Source organism: Herbiconiux sp. (genome assembly GCF_023264855.1).
Classification (GTDB): domain Bacteria; phylum Actinomycetota; class Actinomycetes; order Actinomycetales; family Microbacteriaceae; genus Herbiconiux.
In genome coordinates, this window is the sequence record NZ_JAHFUW010000049.1 from 1 (window position 1) to 16,651 (window position 16,651).

A 16,651-nucleotide genomic window follows, 5' to 3' on the forward strand; every position below is an offset into this window, starting at 1 on the left:
GAGGCACCTCCGGCGCCCGCGGCCCCGCCCGGTCGGGTCTGGCGCAGCCCGCTGGCCTGGGGGCTGGCCGGCATGTTCGCGATGTCGGCACTGAACGTCTACGCCATGTTCGCCTGGCTGCCGTCGATCCTCGCGGGGCTGGCCGGCGTCTCCGCGGCGACGGCCGGCATCCTGCTCTCGGTATACTCGGTGGTGGGTCTCGTGCCGTCGCTGCCGGTGCCGCTGCTGGCCGGGCGCCTGAAGAGCGTTCGAGGACTCGCCCTCAGCGGCTCGGCGCTCTTCCTGGTGGGTTACGGAGGGCTGCTGCTCGCGCCGCAGCCGCTCGTGCTGCTGTGGGTGGTGCTGGCCGGGCTCGGGCCCCTGCTGTTCCCGCTCGTGCTGGTGCTGATCAATCTGCGCACCCGCACCCCCCAGGGCGCCGTGGCGCTGAGCTCGTTCGCGCAGAGCTTCGGCTACGCCTTCGGGGCACTCGGACCGCTGCTGATCGGCATCCTGCACGACGCGACGGGCAGCTGGAACGCGCCGGTGGTGATGCTGCTCGTCACGGGCGTGGTGGCGGGAGTGTGCGGTCTCGTCGTGGCCGGGCCGCGGATGCTCGAAGACCAGTGGCACAATTGAGCGATGGGCCCGACGCGACCGCGTGGGCCCAGAAGACGACGAGAGCCCACCGGCCGTCGAGAAGAGCAAGTCTGGAGACCTCGTGACCATCGAGAATGCGGTCCGTCCCGCCGAGCGTGCAGTGCAGCTGCTCGGCGACGACCTGACGGAGACCACCCTCAAGCGCTACCTGGAAGGGCTGCCCGGCGTCGATGCCGTCGGCCTGGAGCAACGGGCAGCCGGCCTCGGCAGCCGGTCGATCAAGACCACGTCGAAGGCCTGGGCGCTCGACAAGATCATCGAGCTGATCGACCTCACCACCCTCGAGGGGGCCGACACGCCCGGCAAGGTGCGGTCGCTCGTGGCGAAGGCGCTGGTTCCGGATGCCTCCGACCTCTCCACCCCGCGGGTGGCGGCCGTCTGCGTCTACGGCGACATGGTGCCCTACGCCGTGGAGGCGCTCGGCAGCGCGCATGCCGCGGGCACCGACCAGGGCATCAACGTGGCGGCGGTCGCCACCGCGTTCCCCTCGGGGCGCGCTTCGCTGGCCGTGAAGCTGGCCGACACGGCGGACGCCGTGGCCGCCGGTGCCGACGAGATCGACATGGTGATCGATCGCGGGGCGTTCCTCTCGGGCCGGTACGGGCTGGTCTTCGACCAGATCGTCGCCGTCAAGGAGGCCTGCCGACGCGCGGACGGCACCTACGCGCACCTCAAGGTCATCCTCGAGACCGGCGAGCTGAACACCTACGACAACGTGCGTCGGGCATCCTGGCTCTCGATCCTCGCGGGCGGCGACTTCATCAAGACCTCGACCGGCAAGGTGGCCCCGGCCGCCACGCTGCCCGTCACCCTGCTGATGCTCGAGGTGGTGCGCGACTGGCACCTCCTCACCGGCGAGAAGGTGGGCGTGAAGCCGGCCGGCGGCATCCGCTCGTCGAAGGATGCGATCAAGTACCTCGTGACGGTGGCCGAGACCGCGGGGGAGGAGTGGCTGCAGCCGCACCTGTTCCGCTTCGGGGCGTCGAGCCTGCTGAACGACGTGCTGCTGCAGCGGCAGAAGCTGTCGACCGGGCACTACTCCGGCGCCGACTACGTGACGATCGACTGAGAACGGACCCCTGATGTCATTCCTGGAATACGCGCCGGCTCCCGAGTCGACGGCCATCCTGAACCTCAAGCCCGAGTACGGGCTGTTCATCGGCGGCGAGTTCGTCGCCGGCGGCGGGGAGTCGTTCTCGACGATCTCGCCCGCCACCGAGAAGCCGATCGCGCGGATCGCGAACGCCGACTCCGGCGACGTCGACCGCGCCGTCGCGGCCGCCCGCCGCGCCTACGACAAGACCTGGTCGAAGCTCTCGGGGCGCGACCGCGGAAAGTACCTGTTCCGGATCGCGCGACTCGTGCAGGAGCGGGCCCGCGAACTGGCCGTCGCCGAGTCGCTGGACAACGGCAAGCCGATCAAGGAGAGCCGCGACGTGGACGTGCCGCTCGTGGCGGCCTGGTTCTTCTACTACGCCGGCTGGGCCGACAAGCTCGATCACGCCGGGCTCGGCGCGAACCCGCGCTCCCTCGGCGTGGCCGCGCAGGTCATCCCGTGGAACTTCCCGCTGCTGATGCTCGCGTGGAAGATCGCGCCCGCCCTGGCCGCGGGCAACACCGTGGTGCTGAAGCCGGCCGAGCAGACGCCGCTGACGGCGCTGCTGTTCGCCGAGATCCTGCAGCAGGCCGACCTGCCGGCCGGTGTGGTGAACATCCTCACCGGCGCCGGCGACACCGGGCGCGCACTCGTGAACCACCCCGACGTGAACAAGGTGGCCTTCACCGGGTCGACGAGCGTGGGCCGCGAGATCGCCCGCTCGACCGCCGGCTCGGGCAAGAAGCTCACCCTGGAGCTCGGTGGCAAGGCCGCGAACATCGTGTTCGACGACGCGCCCATCGACCAGGCCGTCGAGGGCATCGTCAACGGCATCTTCTTCAACCAGGGGCACGTCTGCTGCGCCGGGTCGCGCCTGCTGGTGCAGGAGAACGTGCACGACGAGGTCGTGGAGCGCCTCAAGTCGCGGCTGTCGACGCTCCGCGTGGGCGACCCGCTGGACAAGAACACCGATGTCGGGGCGATCAATTCGGCCGAGCAGCTCGCCCGCATCCGGGAGCTGTCGGCGGTGGGTGAGGATGAAGGTGCCGAGCGCTGGAGCCCCGCCTGCGAGCTGCCCGCCGAGGGCTTCTGGTTCGCGCCGACCATCTTCACGAACGTGTCGACCAGCCACCGGATCGCCCGGGAGGAGATCTTCGGGCCGGTGCTCTCGGTGCTCACCTTCCGCACGCCCGCCGAGGCGATCGCCAAGGCCAACAACACCCCCTACGGGCTGTCGGCGGGCATCTGGAGCGACAAGGGCTCGAAGGTGCTGGCCGTGGCCGACAAGCTGCGCGCCGGCGTGATCTGGGCGAACACCTTCAACCGCTTCGACCCGGCCTCGCCGTTCGGCGGCTTCAAGGAATCGGGCTACGGCCGCGAAGGCGGCCGGCACGGTCTCGCCGCGTACCTGAAAGGATCGAAATGAGCCACGTCAGCGTTCCCAAGACGTACAAGCTGTTCATCGGCGGGGCATTTCCGCGCAGTGAATCCGGGCGGGTCTACGAGGTGACGACGCCCAAGGGCGTGTTCCTCGCGAATGCCGCCCAGGCCTCGCGGAAGGATGCGCGGGACGCTGTCGTGGCCGCGCGGGCCGCCGTGAGCGGCTGGGCCGGCGCTACCGCGTACAACCGCGGGCAGGTGCTCTACCGCGTCGCCGAGGTGCTCGAGGGGCGCCGGGCGCAGTTCGAAGACGAGATCGTGCGCCAGGAGGGCGTGTCGGCCTCGGCCGCGCGCGCCCAGGTGGACGAGGCGATCGACCGCTGGGTCTGGTACGCCGGCTGGACCGACAAGTACACGCAGGTCGGCGGCAACGCGAACCCCGTGTCGGGCCCGTACTTCAACCTCTCGGTGCCCGAGCCCACCGGCGTCGTGGCGGTCGTCGCGCCGCAGGACTCCTCGCTGCTCGGCCTCGTCAGCGCCATCGCGCCCGCGCTCGTGCCCGGCAACACCGTCGTGGTGATCGCGAGCGAGGCCTATCCGCTCTCGGCGATCACCCTCGCCGAGGTGCTCGCCACCAGCGACCTGCCCAAGGGCGTCGTGAACGTGCTCACCGGGTCGGCCGCCGAGATGGCGCCGTGGCTCGCCGCGCACGCCGATGTGAACGCGCTCGACCTCGTCGGAGCATCCGCTCTGGACTGGGTCGACCTCGAGATCGAGGCCGCGCAGACCCTCAAGCGCGTGCTCCCGCCCGAGGAGGGTCCGGATGCCGCGGCCCCCGCCCTCGCCCGCATCACGGCCTTCACCGAACTCAAGACGGTCTGGCACACCAAGTCCCTGCTCTGACCCACTCATCCCACCTCCTCGCGACCCGTCGATTTCGGCCCTTCCCATGCGCATTTAGGGCCAAAATCGACGGGTCGCGAGGAGGGTGTCGGGGGTGGGGGGCTGGCTGGGAGTCGAGGGCGCGCGCGGGCGGCTCGGGCGGGTTCGGCATAGCGTGAGGGGATGACCGAGAACGAACGACTTGCGCTGGTGACCGGGGCGACCGGCTACATCGGCGGGCGGCTGGTGCCGCGACTGCTGGACGCGGGATTCGCCGTGCGCGTGCTCGTGCGGAGCCCCGACAAGCTGCGCGATGTGCCGTGGGCCGGATCCGTCGACATCGTGGAGGGCGACCTCGACGACCGTGCCTCGATCGAGGCTGCCTGCGAGGGCGTGGACGTGTTCTACTACCTCGTGCACTCGATGGGCGGCAAGAAGGAATTCGAAGAGCCCGAGAAGCAGGCCGCGCAGAACGTGGCGGCGGCGGTGGCGGCCGCGGGCGTGAAGCGGGTGGTGTACCTCGGCGGGCTGCATCCGCTCTCCGGCGAGCTCTCCCCGCACCTGCGCTCGCGCGTGGCCGTGGGTCGCGTGCTGCTCGACTCGGGGGTGCCGACGGCCGCCCTGCAGGCCGGGGTCGTGATCGGATCGGGATCGACTTCGTTCGAGATGATCCGGCACCTCACCGACGTGCTGCCCTACATGCCGGCGCCGAAGTGGGTGCGCAACCGCATCCAGCCGATCGCCGTGCGCGACGTGCTCTACTACCTGGTGAAGTCGGCCGACCTGCCCGACGACGTCAACCGCACCTTCGACATCGGCGGTCCCGACGTGCTGCGCTACGGGCAGATGATGAACGGCTACGCCCTCGAGGCCGGGCTCAAGCAGCGGCCGATCGCGTCGCTGCCGGTGTTCACGCCGTGGCTCGCCTCGCAGTGGGTCAATCTCGTGACACCGATCCCGCGCTCCCTCGCCATCCCGATCATCGCCTCGCTGCAGTTCGACTGCATCACGCACGAGCACGACATCCGGCAGTACATCCCCGACCCCGAGGGCGGCCTGACCCGCTACCGGCGCGCGGTGAGTCTCGCGCTGGAGAAGGAGAAGGCCGGCGAAGTGGAGACCAGCTGGCAGGATTCGCTCGTCGACGGCGCCGTGAGCGATCCGCTGCCGAGCGACCCCGACTGGGCCGGCCACACCGTGTTCCTCGACGAGAAGAAGCGGGAGACGGATGCCCGGCCCGAAGACCTCTGGCGCGTGATCGAGGGCATCGGCGGGCAGAACGGCTGGTACTCGTTCCCGCTGGCCTGGGCCGTGCGCGGCTGGATGGACAAGATCGTGGGCGGCGTCGGCCTCCGCCGGGGGCGGCGGAGCGCGACCCGGCTGAATCAGGGTGACGCGCTCGACTTCTGGCGCGTGGAGGAGATCGACCGCGGCGAGTTCCTGCGGTTGCGGGCCGAGATGCGGGTTCCCGGGCGTGCCTGGCTGGAGATGCGGGCGCGACCGCTTGAGGGCGGCCGCTCGCGCTACGAGCAGCGCGCGATCTTCTTCCCGCGCGGGCTCGGCGGGCGGCTCTACTGGTTCGCGATCCTGCCCTTCCACGGTGTGATCTTCAACGGGATGGCCAACCGCATCACCGAGACCGCGCTCGCCTCGAAGTCGTCGGATGCGCCCGCCGGGTAACATGGGGAGGGACTTCACCAGGAGGTTCAGATGACTGGAAAGCCCAAGACCGTCTTCGTCGGAGACAGCTTGACCGAGGGCGGGCGCTGGCAGGACTGGTTCCCGGGCGACGAGACCGTGAATCTCGGCGTCGGCGGTGACACCACCGAAGGCCTGATCGAGCGGCTCGATACGGTGGCCGCCGAAGACCCCGACACCGTGGTGCTGCTGATCGGCACGAACGACATCGCCAACCGGCGGGCCGTCGAGCAGATCGTGCGCAACATCGAGACCATCCTCGTCACCCTGCGGGCCGATTCGCCGGATGCGCGCATCCTCGTGCAGTCGGTGCTTCCGCGCGGCGCGGAGTACGCCGAGTACGTGAAAGAGATCAACCGGCACGTCTGGCAGTTCGCCGCGACGGTCAAGGCGCACTACCTCGACCTCTGGCCGGTGATGGCGATGGAGGACGGCGAGCTCAACCCCGCGTACACCGAAGACCGCCTGCATCTCAACGAGGCCGGTTACGACGCGTGGCTCTCCGAACTGGTGCCGGCGCTCGAGCGCGTCAACGACCTGCCGCCCTCCAGCCGCGCCATCCGTCTCCCGCAGCTCGGCGCGGTCGAGTAGCCCCGGCTCCGCTCAGAGGCGGCGCAGCAGGGTCTCGAAGAAGCGGATGCCGGTGAACCAGGTGGCCACGTGGATGCGCTCGTTCTTCGCGTGCAAGGTGGCCCGCTCGTCCGACGACATCTCGAACGGGCTGAATCGGTACACGTTCCGGCTGAGCGGCGCGAACTGGCGCGAGTCGGTGGCGCCGGTCTGCACGTAGGGCGTGACGACCGCGGTGGGGTAGGCCGACGTGATGGTGCCGGCCAGCAGGTCCCAGCGCGGGCCCGACATCTCCGACACCGCGGCGGGCTCGTTGGCGCTGATCGCCTCAACGCGCACGAGCGGGTCGGCGATCGCCCGCTCGAGGTGGCGCCGGGTGCCGTCGACGGTCGATCCGATCGCGATCCGCACGTTCACCACGGCCTGCGCGCGCTCGGCCAGGGCGTTCGCGGCCAGTGACCCCGAGAGCTGCGTCACCGCGGTGGTGGTGCGCACGATCGCGGCCGTCTCCACGCTCATCCGCGCGAACACCGCGACCAGAAGCGGCCGGAACACGCCCACCCGGGTGAACACGAACTTCAGCGGGCCGCGCCCGTGCGCGCCGACGGTGCGGATCATGGTGGCGGTGACGTCGTTGATCCTCGCGCGGAACGGCCGTTTCGACAGGCGCACGATCGCCCGGGCCAGACGGTTGGTCGCCGTGTCGCGCGGGGGAGTGGAGGCGTGGCCGCCCTCCTGCTCCACGGTCAGCGTGAAGCTGGTGGTGCCCTTCTCGCTCACGCCCACGACGGCGATCGGCACGTCGACGGTGGGGAACAGCTTCTCGACCACGGCGCCGACCTCGTCGAGCACCAGGCCGATCCGGATGCCGCGCTCGGCGAACAGGGCGGCGGCGGCCTCGGCGCCGGTGCCGTTGGTCTCCTCGTCGTGGCCGAACAGCAGGTACACGTCGTTCTCGGGCGTGTGCCCGGCGGCGAGCGAGCGTTCGACGGCTTCGAGGATGCCGACCACGGAGCCCTTGTCGTCGAGCGTTCCGCGCCCCCAGAGCACGCGGTCGGCGCCGCTGCCGGTGAGCACGGCGTCGAACGGCGGATGCTGCCAGCCCTCGTCGGCGGCGGCCACCACGTCGTAGTGCGCCATCAGGATGGAGACGGGGCCGTCGCCGGCGGTCGCCGACGCACCGCGCCAGCGGTACAGCAGGGTGTGGCCCGCCACGAGCTCGCGCTCGAGCGCCCCGTGCAGCAGCGGGTAGAGCTCGTCGACGAGCGCCCCGAACCGGTCGAACGCCGCCCAGTCGACCTCCGCGTCGTCGAGGTGCGACATCGTGGGAACGCGCAGCAGCGCCCGCAGCCGCTCGAGCGACGCCTCATCGGCACCGGACTCGGGCAGGGCTCGCTGTGGGTTCATGGCATCCAATCCTACGGACGGCCGCCCAGCCGGGTGACCGCCTGCGAGGCCGCGTGCAGGCCGGCGTCCGCGGCGGCCGAGAGGAGTTCGGGCGGGGCGTCGTGCAGGCGGCCGGGCGTGGCCGCGTCTGCGCAGCCGGTGAGCAGCGCGCCGACGAAGCCCGCGCTGAAGGCGTCGCCCGCACCGGTGGTGTCGACGGGCGTCACGAGCACGGCGGTTCGCCGCAGCAGGCCGTGGGCTCGGCTGGCGACGAGCACTCCCTGGCGGCCCATCGTGAGCGCGACCAGCGGATGCCGCTCCAGCAGCCACTCGGCGATGTACTCCGGATCGTCCCGCCCGGTGAGCGCGCGGCCCTCGTCGAGGTTCGGGATGACGACGTCGGCGCCCGCCATCGCGGCCAGGATGCGCTCGGAGCCGTGATCGGCGATGAAGCCGGCCGATCCGGGGTTCACCGAGACCGACGCTCCCGCATCCTGAGCCGCCCGGGTGAGCGCGGCGAGCTCCAGTGCACGGGTGTCGCCCGGGTCGCTGAACAGCGAATACCCGGTGAAGTGCAGGTGCCCGCCGGGGGAGAAGAGGGCGTGGTCGACATCGCGCACTGTCGTGAGCGCGTTCGCTCCGCGCTCGGTGAGCATGGTGCGGGTGCGGTCGGGCTGCAGGATGACCACGATCGTGCCGGTCGGCAGAGTGGCGTCACCGTGCAGGTACGGCGTCACCCCGGTGCGTCGCAGCTCGTCGTCGTGGCGCTGCACGTCGTCGGCCGCCACGCGGCCCGCGAAGTGGGTGCGGTGCCCGAGGTGCCCGAACCACGCGGCGGCGTTGGCGGCCGATCCGCCCGCCCGCCGCTCGATTCGCGCGGTCGTGTCGGTGTCGGCGCGGATCGGGCCCGAGGGCGTCACGATCACGTCGTCGATCACGTCACCGAAGACCACGACCCAGGGGCCGGATGCCGGCACGGCGGATGCCGACACCGATCAGGCGCCGGATCCGGCGAAGGCCGCCGCGGGCCCGGACCCGCTCTCGTGGAGCGCGCTCCACGCCACCGCGATCTCCCCGGCCAGCCGCACGTTGTTGCGCGCGATGTCGAGGTTCACCTCGAGGCTGCGGCCTCCGGAGGCATCCACGATGTATCCCAGAAGGAAAGGCGTGACGGCCTTGCCGGTCACTCCGGCCTCGGACGCGGCGGCGAACGCGGTCTGGAGCACACGGTCGTGCTCGGCGGGGTCCCACTGCTGATCCAGCGGCAGCGGGTTCGCCACGACGATGCCCTGGCCGTGGCCGAGCTCGTCCTGACTGCGCATCACCCGCGCGATCTCGGCGGCATCCTCGACCTGCCAGTCGATGCTGTACCCCGAGGTGCTCAGCCAGAAGCTGGGGAAGTCGGTGGTGCGGTAGCCGAGCACCGGCACGCTGAGCGTCTCGAGGCGCTCGAGCGTGGCGGGGATATCGAGCACCGACTTGACGCCCGCCGAGACGACGGTGACGCCCGAGATGGCGAGCGCGCTCAGGTCGGCCGACTCGTCGAACGACTCGTTCGCACCGCGGTGCACGCCGCCGAGGCCCCCGGTGGCGAACACGCGCACCCCGGCCTTGCCCGCGAGGTAGGCGGTGGCTGCGACCGTCGTGGCGCCGCTGGCACCCTTGGCGGCGAGGATCGGCAGGTCGCGCACACTGGCCTTGGCCATCGGCTCCTCGGCGATGCGGCGCACGCCCTCCTCGTCGAGGCCGATCTGCGGCACACCGTCGAGCACGGCGATCGTGGCGGGCGTGACGCCGGCGGAGCGCAGGATGCCCTCGAACTCCTGCGCGGCTTCGAGGTTGCGGGGCTGCGGCAGCCCGTGCGAGATGATGGTCGACTCGAGCGCGACCACGGGGCGGCCGGCTTCCAGAGCGGAGGCGACGGCGGGGGAGACGACGAAGGGCGAGGCCATCGGGCGGCGCCGGCTCAGCGCAGGCGCGCTTTGAGGGCGGCCACCGGGTCGGCGGCGGTCAGCAGTCCCGGCCCGAAGCGCAGCATCGTGATGGTGTGGGACACCGGGCCCTGACCAGCCGAGAGTCGGGTCGCCACGGTGGCGCGCTCCCAGATGAGGATCGACTCCTGCGCCAGCTGCACGGTGAGGCCGAGCGGCTGGGTGTTGCCCGAGCGCACGTCCGGCAGCGAGTAGCCGCCGAGACCGGCGAGCGTGGAGTACACCTCGGAGACATCCTTCTGCGGCAGCGGAACCGCGCCCTGACCGGCGAAGACGGCCACGAACAGGCGGGCGGCCAGCTCGTCGGGATCGGCGGTCCAGAGGCCTTCGGGGCCGGCGAACAGAGGAGTCGGAGCAGCCGAGGAGAATGTCATGGATTCACCCTACCGAGCAGCGCCCGGGTAAGGCCAGACACGGGCTCCGGGCGGCCGGGACACAGGCCCGGGCACTAGGATCGTCCCGACATGAGCACGCGACAGACCACCCCGGCATTCACCCGGCCGGCCCTGGCCCCCGGTCTCCTCGGCGCCATCGCTCTGATGGCGTTCATCGCCGTGGTCGACACCGACTGGTTCACCATCGCGCGGTACGTGGTGAGCATCCTCGCCCTCATTATGTGCGTGTTCGCCGGTCAGGCGAAGCAGTGGTGGTGGATCGCACCGCTCGCGGCGATCGCGGTGCTGTGGAACCCTGTGCTGCCGATCGACCTCCCGCTGGTGGCCTGGCAGGCCGCGCACGTGGCCGGCGCGATCGTGTTCGTGGCCAGTGGCCTCCTGATCAAGGTGCATCGCGTAGACTGAACAGGCAACGGGGTATCCCGCTCTTCGTGCCGACCGCGACTCACCTCGCGTTGCTCGGCCCAGGCTCCCGTTCGAACTGTTCGCAGTCGTGAGGTTCCACCGATCCGGTGGCGCCGAAGGCTGGCCGCGTGACCTCCGGCGAAGACGAGGTCTCGCCACTACTCCCCAGGAGAACGATGTCAAGGTCCGGCAATCGCCGTACACGCACCGCCGACAACACCGGCCTCATCCCCATCCTCGCCCGCAAGGTGCGCGAGGTCGAAGCGGCGGCCCAGCGCGGCAAGGTGGCCCCGGCCAACCGCACCAAGTTCTTGGTGGTGGCCCTGCTGATGCGCGAGGAGCGTGCGTCGCTGAAGACGGATGCCGGTCTCGCCGACGCCGAGCGCGCCGAGCAGCTGAAACGGCTCGACGGCATCGCATCCATCCTCGCCCGCACCGCCGCGCGCGACACCTCGCTGATCGCGTTGCTCGAGACCGACGCGGCGGGCCTCTCGCCGGCCGCGAAGAAACTGCGCCGTGAGTACCTCGAAGACGCCGGCTACGACGTGCCCGACGAGGAGCCCGAGGTGCTGGTCTCCGCCAATGCCACCGTGGTGCCGCCCGAGCTCGCGGAGCGTCAGGTGGTGCCCACCTCGGTGAAGTCGCGCCAGCTCGCGAACCCGTTCATGGCCCCCGACCTCACGCCGGCCAAGCCGCACGGCGTCGGCCGCCTCAGCAACTGGGAGCTGCTCGGCCCGCTCTACCGCGCCTTCGAGTACGGTGCCGGAGGTCGCGCCGCCAGCATGGAGCTGCCCGAGGCGCCCACGATCGACCGGCTCTCGCCCCCGGGCCGCGAGCTGATGGTGCACCAGTCCCGCTTCCTGCAGAGCGTTCAGGCCGGGCACCGCACCTTCCTGCTGGCCGACGAGCCCGGTCTCGGCAAGACGGCGCAGTCGCTGCTGGCCGCATCCGTCGCCGATGCCTACCCGCTGCTGGCCGTCGTGCCCAACGTCGTGAAGATGAACTGGGCCCGCGAGGTGGAGATCTGGACCCCGCACCGCCGCGCCACCGTCGTGCACGGCGACGGCGAGAAACTGGATGCCTTCGCCGACGTCGTCATTGTGAACTACGAGGTGCTCGACCGGCACCTGTCGTGGCTCGGCACCATGGGCTTCCGCGGCATGGTGGTCGACGAGGCCCACTTCATCAAGAACATGTCGTCGCTGCGCTCGCGCAACGTGCTGGCGCTGGCCGACCGCATCCGGCGCACCGCCCCCGGCGGCAACCCGCTGATGATGGCCCTCACCGGAACGCCGCTGATCAACGACGTCGACGACTTCCGCGCCATCTGGCAGTTCCTCGGCTGGATCGACGGCGCGAAGCCGACTCCGGTGCTGATGGAGCGGCTCGAGGAGGTAGGGCTCACGCCCGCCGACGCCGGCTTCTTCTCCGAAGCCCGCGAAGCCGTGATCGACATGGGCATCGTGCGCCGCCGCAAGATCGACGTGGCGGCCGACCTGCCCTCCAAGCGCATCGTCGACCTGCCCGTCGAGCTCGACGACGACCTGGGCCGCAGCATCCGCGACGCCGAACGCGAGCTCGGTGCGCGCCTGGTGACCCGGTACCGCCGCCTGATCGCCGCCCGTGCCAACTCGCGCGGTGAAGACGTGGACGAGATCCCGGATGACGACCTGATGCGTCTCGTGGCCCGCCAGGAGCTCGAAGACACGAAGGCCACCGAAGACGGGCTCAACGTGTTCACGATGGTGCGCCGGATCGGTACCGCCAAGGCCGGGCTCGCCGCCGACTACGCGGCGCAGCTGGCGCGTTCGGTGGGCAAGGTGGTGTTCTTCGCCAAGCACATCGACGTGATGGATGCGGCGGAGGAGCTGTTCGCGAAGCGCGAGCTGAAGACGGTGTCCATCCGCGGCGACCAGTCGGCGACGCTGCGGCAGCGCTCGATCGACGACTTCAACAACGACCCGGATGTCTCGGTGGCGGTGTGCTCGCTGACGGCGGCCGGCGTGGGGCTGAACCTGCAAGCGGCGTCGAACGTGGTGCTTGCCGAGCTGTCGTGGACGGCTGCCGAGCAGACTCAGGCGATCGACCGGGTGCACCGGATCGGGCAGGAGGAGCCGGTGACGGCGTGGCGGATCATCGCTGCTCAGACGATCGACACGCGCATCTCGGAGCTGATCGATTCGAAGCAGGGGCTGGCGGCTCGGGCTCTTGATGGGTCGGATGTCGCGGTGGGGTCGTCGGATTCCGTGCAGGTCGATGCTTTGGTGTCGCTGCTCCGGTCGGCCTTGGAGTCTTAGGAGCGCTGCTGTGGACGAGGGGTGGCATGTTCACTCCCCGCCTAGGGGTCGAGCTGCGCTCGAAGGCGGCGGGGAGCGAACATGCCACCCCTCGTTGGCGACGTTGAGAGTGCTGGGTGTGGGGTGTGAGTCCGGTCGTTCTGGTCGACAGGCGTTGAGGATGGATCTATGGACGCTATCTGGATCAGCTTGATCGTGGTCGCTGTGATCATCGTGGCGCTGGGGGTTGCCATCGGGCTTCGTCGGCGCCGGAGCAACGATTATTCCGATCATCTCGATGCGCGGGACCGGGCTCAGAAGCCGGAGGACGCGCAGACCGTTGCGGCGGCGCGCTATTCGGACCGGTCCGGATCGGGAGCCGGCGGCAGCTTCTAGCCTCAGTTGCCCACGGTGCGTATGATCGCGCCGATGAGGGAGCCGAGGAGGCGGGCGACCTGGCCGACGGCGATCATCGCATCGAGGGTCGAGATCAGGGCGTCGGTGGTGGCGCCGAGGGTTCGAAGGCCTTCGGAGGAGCCGAGGTCGGTGTCGCGGAGTTCGCGTTTCCAGGCTCGTTCTTGGCGGAAGAGGATGGCGTAGGGGAGCAGTCTTTCGGTCAGAATGAGACGGTCGAGGCCGGACTGGGAGACCATGTCCGGGGTGGGTTTCTGGAGGCCCAGTGACCTGGCTGCGGGGCTCTGATCGCCGGCCGGGGCGCGGAGGGCCGTCGTCGGTGACTCGAGCATGCGGATGCGGTCTTGCTCGGCGAGCCGCACGTAGTCGCGCACACCGGAGAGGTGTCGGCGCACCGCCGTGCCCGCAGGCGTGAATCGCTGCAGCCCCGGCGGCGCGATCGCGATCAGCCAGAGAAGCCCCGCGAGCGCCGGCAGCACCGCCAGCGCCACCGGCCACAGGCCCGTGAACAGAGCTCCGAGACCGCCGAGGATTCCCAGGGCGGCCGCGGCCAGGAAGAGCAGTGCGAGCAGGACGAGGTGCGTGCGCACCGGTGTTCCGTGGGCGAGGCCGTCGTCCACCAGCCGCTTCCGCCGCTCGTCGAGGAAGAGCCGCAGTTCGCGAGCCCGTCGCGACGGGAAGGCCGCCGGGCCGGTGAGGAAGACGATGTCCGCGTTGCCAGCCGGTTCCAGTCCGAGCCGGGCCAGCGCGCGGTCGTGCCGCTTCTTCTGCCGGGGCGTCATGGACGGCGGCTGGAGCGCGGCGAGGAAGGCGCGCTCCTGCTTCGTCAGAGTCGCTCCGGGCGAGGGGTGCACGGCGATCGGCCGGGCGGAGTCCGGCGGCGCGAGCATCCGGATCCGGCCGCGCACGGCGAGGTCGGCGATCGCGGCGGCGGCGACCCGCCGATCGGCGCGGACGAGAAGGCCGTGATCGATCACGTCTCCGGCAGGTGACGCGTACTCGACGACGAGCGAGCGCGGCAGGTGCCATTGGATGCGCGACGCGACGAACTGCACGACCAGGGCGATCAGGGCGGACACGGCGCCCGCCGCCAGCAGGGCCACGGCGAACTCGCGACTGCTCATCGGAGCTCTCCGACGGGCTCGCTGCCGCTCACCGTTCGATCGACCGGATTCACGACGCCGGGGGCACCGCCGCAAGGCCCAGCACGTCGAGCACCCAGGCGTAGTCGTGGGCGGTCTCGTGCCAGCGGGCGTAGCGGCCCGAGACGCCGCCGTGGCCGGCCGACATCTCGGTCTTCAGCAGCACGGGGGCACCCACTTCGCGCAGGCGCGCCGTCCACTTGGCGGGCTCCACGTAGAGCACACGGGTGTCGTTGAGGCTCGTGATGGCCAGGATGCGCGGGTAGGCCTGTTCGGTGACGTTCTCGTAGGGCGTGTACGACTTCATGTAGGCGTACACCTCGGGGTCGTGCAGGGGATCGCCCCACTCGTCCCACTCGATCACCGTGAGCGGCAGATCGGGGTCGAGGATCGACGTCAGTGCGTCGACGAACGGCACCTGGGCCAGGATGCCCGCGAACAGCTGCGGAGCGAGGTTGGCGACCGCGCCCATGAGTAGACCACCGGCGCTGCCCCCCTGGGCGACCAGCCGGTCCGGAGCGGTCAGGCCGGTGGCGACGAGGTGCTCCGCGGCCGCCACGAAGTCGGTGAAGGTGTTCTTCTTCGTCAGCGTCTTACCGGTCTCGTACCAGTGGCGGCCGAGCTCGCCGCCGCCGCGCACGTGGGCGATGGCGAAGGCGGTACCCCGATCGAGCAACGAGAGGCGGGCCACCGAGAATCCGGGGTCCATCGAGGCCTCGTACGAGCCGTAGCCGTAGAGCACGAAGGGGGCGGGAGACCCGGCGTCCAGCACCCCGCGGCGGGCCACCAGAGAGATCGGAACGCGCGTGCCGTCGGCCGCCGTGGCCCACTCGCGGCGCTGCTCGTAGGCCGAGGAGTCGTATCCGCCGAGCACAGGCTGCTGCTTCAGCAGGGTCGAGGCGCCCGTCGTGACGTCGTAGTCGAACACCGAGGAGGGGGTGACGAATGAGGTGTAGCCGTAGCGCACGGTCGGCTGCTCCCACTCGGGGTTGCCGCCGGTGCCCACCGAGAACAGCGGTTCGTCGAAGGCGAGCTCGGTGAAGGTCGAGCCGTCGATCACGGCGTCGGCGCCCGCTCGGGATGCCAGCGGCAGCACGGCCACGCGGGTCAGCCCGTCGCGGCGGTAGTCGATGGTGAGGTGGTTCGCGAAGGCGTCCACGTCTTCCAGCCGCACGGCCGGGTCGTGGGGGAGCACGGTCTGCCAGCCCGCGGCATCCGCCGGCCGCGCCGGGTCGGCCGCGATCAGCTCGAAGTTCAGGGCGCCGTCGTTGTGCAGGATGAGCAGCCTGTCCTGCCCGCCCACCACGGCGTGCTCGACGGAGTACTCGACGCCCTCGCGGCGCGGCCACACCACCTCGAACGTGGCCGAAGGATCGGTGCTGTCGAGCAGGTGCACCTCGCTGGTGATCTTCGACCCCAGCGCGATCTCGAGGTATTTCTTGCTGCGGGTGAGGCCCACGCCCACCCAGTAGCGCTCGTCGGGCTCGGTGAACACCACCTCGTCGGCGGCCGCATCCGTTCCCACCCGGTGCCGCCAGACCGTGTCGGGGCGCCACGCCTCGTCGACGGTGAGGTAGTACACCGTGGCGCCGTCGCCGGAGAAGACCGCTCCGGAGGCGGTGTTCGACACCACGTCGGCGAGGTCGGTTGCGGTCGACAGATCGCGGATGCGCAGCGTGTAACGCTCGTCGCCGACCGTGTCGACGGCGTAGAGCAGCAGAGCGCCGTCGGGGCTCACGTCGAAGCTGCCGAGCGAGTAGAACTCGTGGCCCTCGGCCTCGCGGTTGTCGTCGAGCACCACCTGCTCGCCGGGCAGGCGGGACGCGTCATCCGTGCCCGCCGTGATCTGCGGCGGTGTCCAGTCGTCGGCCGAGCGGATGGGGGCCCGGCAGTGCACGCCGTACTGCGAGCCCTCGGCGGTGCGGGTGAAGTACCAGAAGCCGCCGTCGCGCACCGGCACCGAGAGATCCGTCTCCTGGGTGCGGTTCTTGATCTCGTCGAAGATGCTCTGGCGCAGGCCCGACAGGTGCGAGGTCGCCTTCTCGGTGAACGCGTTCTCGGCCTCGAGGTAGGCGATCACCTCGGGATCCTCCTTGTCGCGCAGCCACTCGAAGGCGTCGATCACGGTGTCGCCGTGGTGCACGCGCTCGATCGGCTTGCGGGCGGCCACGGGCGGGTTCTCGGGGAGGAGGGCGCTCATGCCTCCAGCGTAGAGCGCGGGTGGCCCGCTCCGGCCCGAAGCGCGGCCACACGCCCGCCGCGCCGTCGAGTTGACCTCGGCTGAGCCGGGTGCGATTATCGTCACGGCTCCTGAAAGAGCCACCCTTCGCGCATGAACGGGCCGTGAACATCCGGATGCGTGCCGCACGCGAACATC

General features: G+C 70.6%; 15 protein-coding genes. 9 read left to right on the plus strand and 6 right to left on the minus strand.

Annotated features, from left to right (window positions below; translation table 11 throughout):
* The 6 genes from Q0D75_RS16745 to Q0D75_RS16770 all read left to right on the plus strand — a co-directional run.
* Positions 1-618 (plus strand): MFS transporter (locus Q0D75_RS16745; protein WP_366513452.1); only part of this gene is annotated, 618 nt, incomplete at its 5' end.
* Between the two features lie 82 nt (positions 619-700).
* The gene (deoC, locus tag Q0D75_RS16750; RefSeq protein ID WP_291055980.1) at positions 701-1,708 is read left to right on the plus strand and encodes a deoxyribose-phosphate aldolase; all 1,008 of its coding nucleotides are present in this window, start codon (positions 701-703) and stop codon (positions 1,706-1,708) included.
* Between the two features lie 13 nt (positions 1,709-1,721).
* Positions 1,722-3,161, plus strand: a complete 1,440-nt coding sequence (locus Q0D75_RS16755; protein WP_291055982.1) for an aldehyde dehydrogenase family protein — start codon at positions 1,722-1,724, stop codon at positions 3,159-3,161.
* Positions 3,158-4,018 (plus strand): aldehyde dehydrogenase family protein, encoded by an 861-nt coding sequence (locus Q0D75_RS16760; protein WP_291055984.1) that lies wholly within the window; start codon positions 3,158-3,160, stop codon positions 4,016-4,018. Before Q0D75_RS16755 ends, Q0D75_RS16760 begins: the two co-directional genes overlap by 4 nt.
* Before the next feature lie 162 nt (positions 4,019-4,180).
* Complete coding sequence (locus tag Q0D75_RS16765; protein ID WP_291055986.1) at positions 4,181-5,677, plus strand: SDR family oxidoreductase; 1,497 nt, start codon at positions 4,181-4,183, stop codon at positions 5,675-5,677.
* A gap of 30 nt (positions 5,678-5,707) precedes the next feature.
* Positions 5,708-6,286, plus strand: coding sequence for a GDSL-type esterase/lipase family protein (locus Q0D75_RS16770; protein ID WP_291055988.1), 579 nt, complete (start codon positions 5,708-5,710; stop codon positions 6,284-6,286).
* 12 nt (positions 6,287-6,298) lie between these two features.
* Here the strand turns inward: Q0D75_RS16770 and Q0D75_RS16775 are convergent, their stop codons facing one another.
* From Q0D75_RS16775 to Q0D75_RS16790, 4 genes are read right to left on the minus strand one after another with little or no spacing between them, the layout of a single operon-like run.
* The gene (locus tag Q0D75_RS16775) at positions 6,299-7,672 is read right to left on the minus strand and encodes a M20/M25/M40 family metallo-hydrolase (RefSeq protein WP_291055990.1); all 1,374 of its coding nucleotides are present in this window, start codon (positions 7,670-7,672) and stop codon (positions 6,299-6,301) included.
* 11 nt (positions 7,673-7,683) lie between these two features.
* Positions 7,684-8,643, minus strand: a complete 960-nt coding sequence (locus tag Q0D75_RS16780) for a PfkB family carbohydrate kinase (RefSeq protein WP_291055993.1) — start codon at positions 8,641-8,643, stop codon at positions 7,684-7,686.
* 3 nt (positions 8,644-8,646) lie between these two features.
* Positions 8,647-9,603, minus strand: coding sequence for a pseudouridine-5'-phosphate glycosidase (locus Q0D75_RS16785; protein ID WP_291055996.1), 957 nt, complete (start codon positions 9,601-9,603; stop codon positions 8,647-8,649).
* A gap of 14 nt (positions 9,604-9,617) precedes the next feature.
* Positions 9,618-10,016, minus strand: a complete 399-nt coding sequence (locus Q0D75_RS16790; protein WP_291055998.1) for a hypothetical protein — start codon at positions 10,014-10,016, stop codon at positions 9,618-9,620.
* A gap of 90 nt (positions 10,017-10,106) precedes the next feature.
* On the opposite strand from Q0D75_RS16790, the gene Q0D75_RS16795 reads away from it, so the two are divergent.
* The 3 genes from Q0D75_RS16795 (at position 10,107) to Q0D75_RS16805 (ending at position 13,114) form a co-directional block, all read left to right on the plus strand.
* A complete protein-coding gene (locus tag Q0D75_RS16795; RefSeq protein ID WP_291056001.1) occupies positions 10,107-10,442 on the plus strand; it encodes a DUF6804 family protein in 336 nt (111 codons plus the stop codon).
* A gap of 176 nt (positions 10,443-10,618) precedes the next feature.
* Entirely contained in the window at positions 10,619-12,739 is a 2,121-nt protein-coding gene (locus Q0D75_RS16800; RefSeq protein ID WP_291056004.1) for a DEAD/DEAH box helicase, read from the plus strand.
* Positions 12,740-12,907: 168 nt separating this feature from the next.
* Positions 12,908-13,114 (plus strand): hypothetical protein, encoded by a 207-nt coding sequence (locus tag Q0D75_RS16805; protein WP_291056007.1) that lies wholly within the window; start codon positions 12,908-12,910, stop codon positions 13,112-13,114.
* A 2-nt stretch (positions 13,115-13,116) separates the two neighbouring features.
* On the opposite strand, the gene Q0D75_RS16810 is transcribed toward Q0D75_RS16805, so the two are convergent.
* Both Q0D75_RS16810 and Q0D75_RS16815 read right to left on the minus strand, forming a co-directional pair.
* Positions 13,117-14,256, minus strand: a complete 1,140-nt coding sequence (locus tag Q0D75_RS16810; RefSeq protein ID WP_291056010.1) for a DUF2207 domain-containing protein — start codon at positions 14,254-14,256, stop codon at positions 13,117-13,119.
* A gap of 49 nt (positions 14,257-14,305) precedes the next feature.
* On the minus strand, positions 14,306-16,474 hold the full coding sequence (locus tag Q0D75_RS16815) for a S9 family peptidase (RefSeq protein ID WP_291056013.1): 2,169 nt from the start codon (positions 16,472-16,474) through the stop codon (positions 14,306-14,308).
* Positions 16,475-16,651 lie beyond the last annotated feature (177 nt).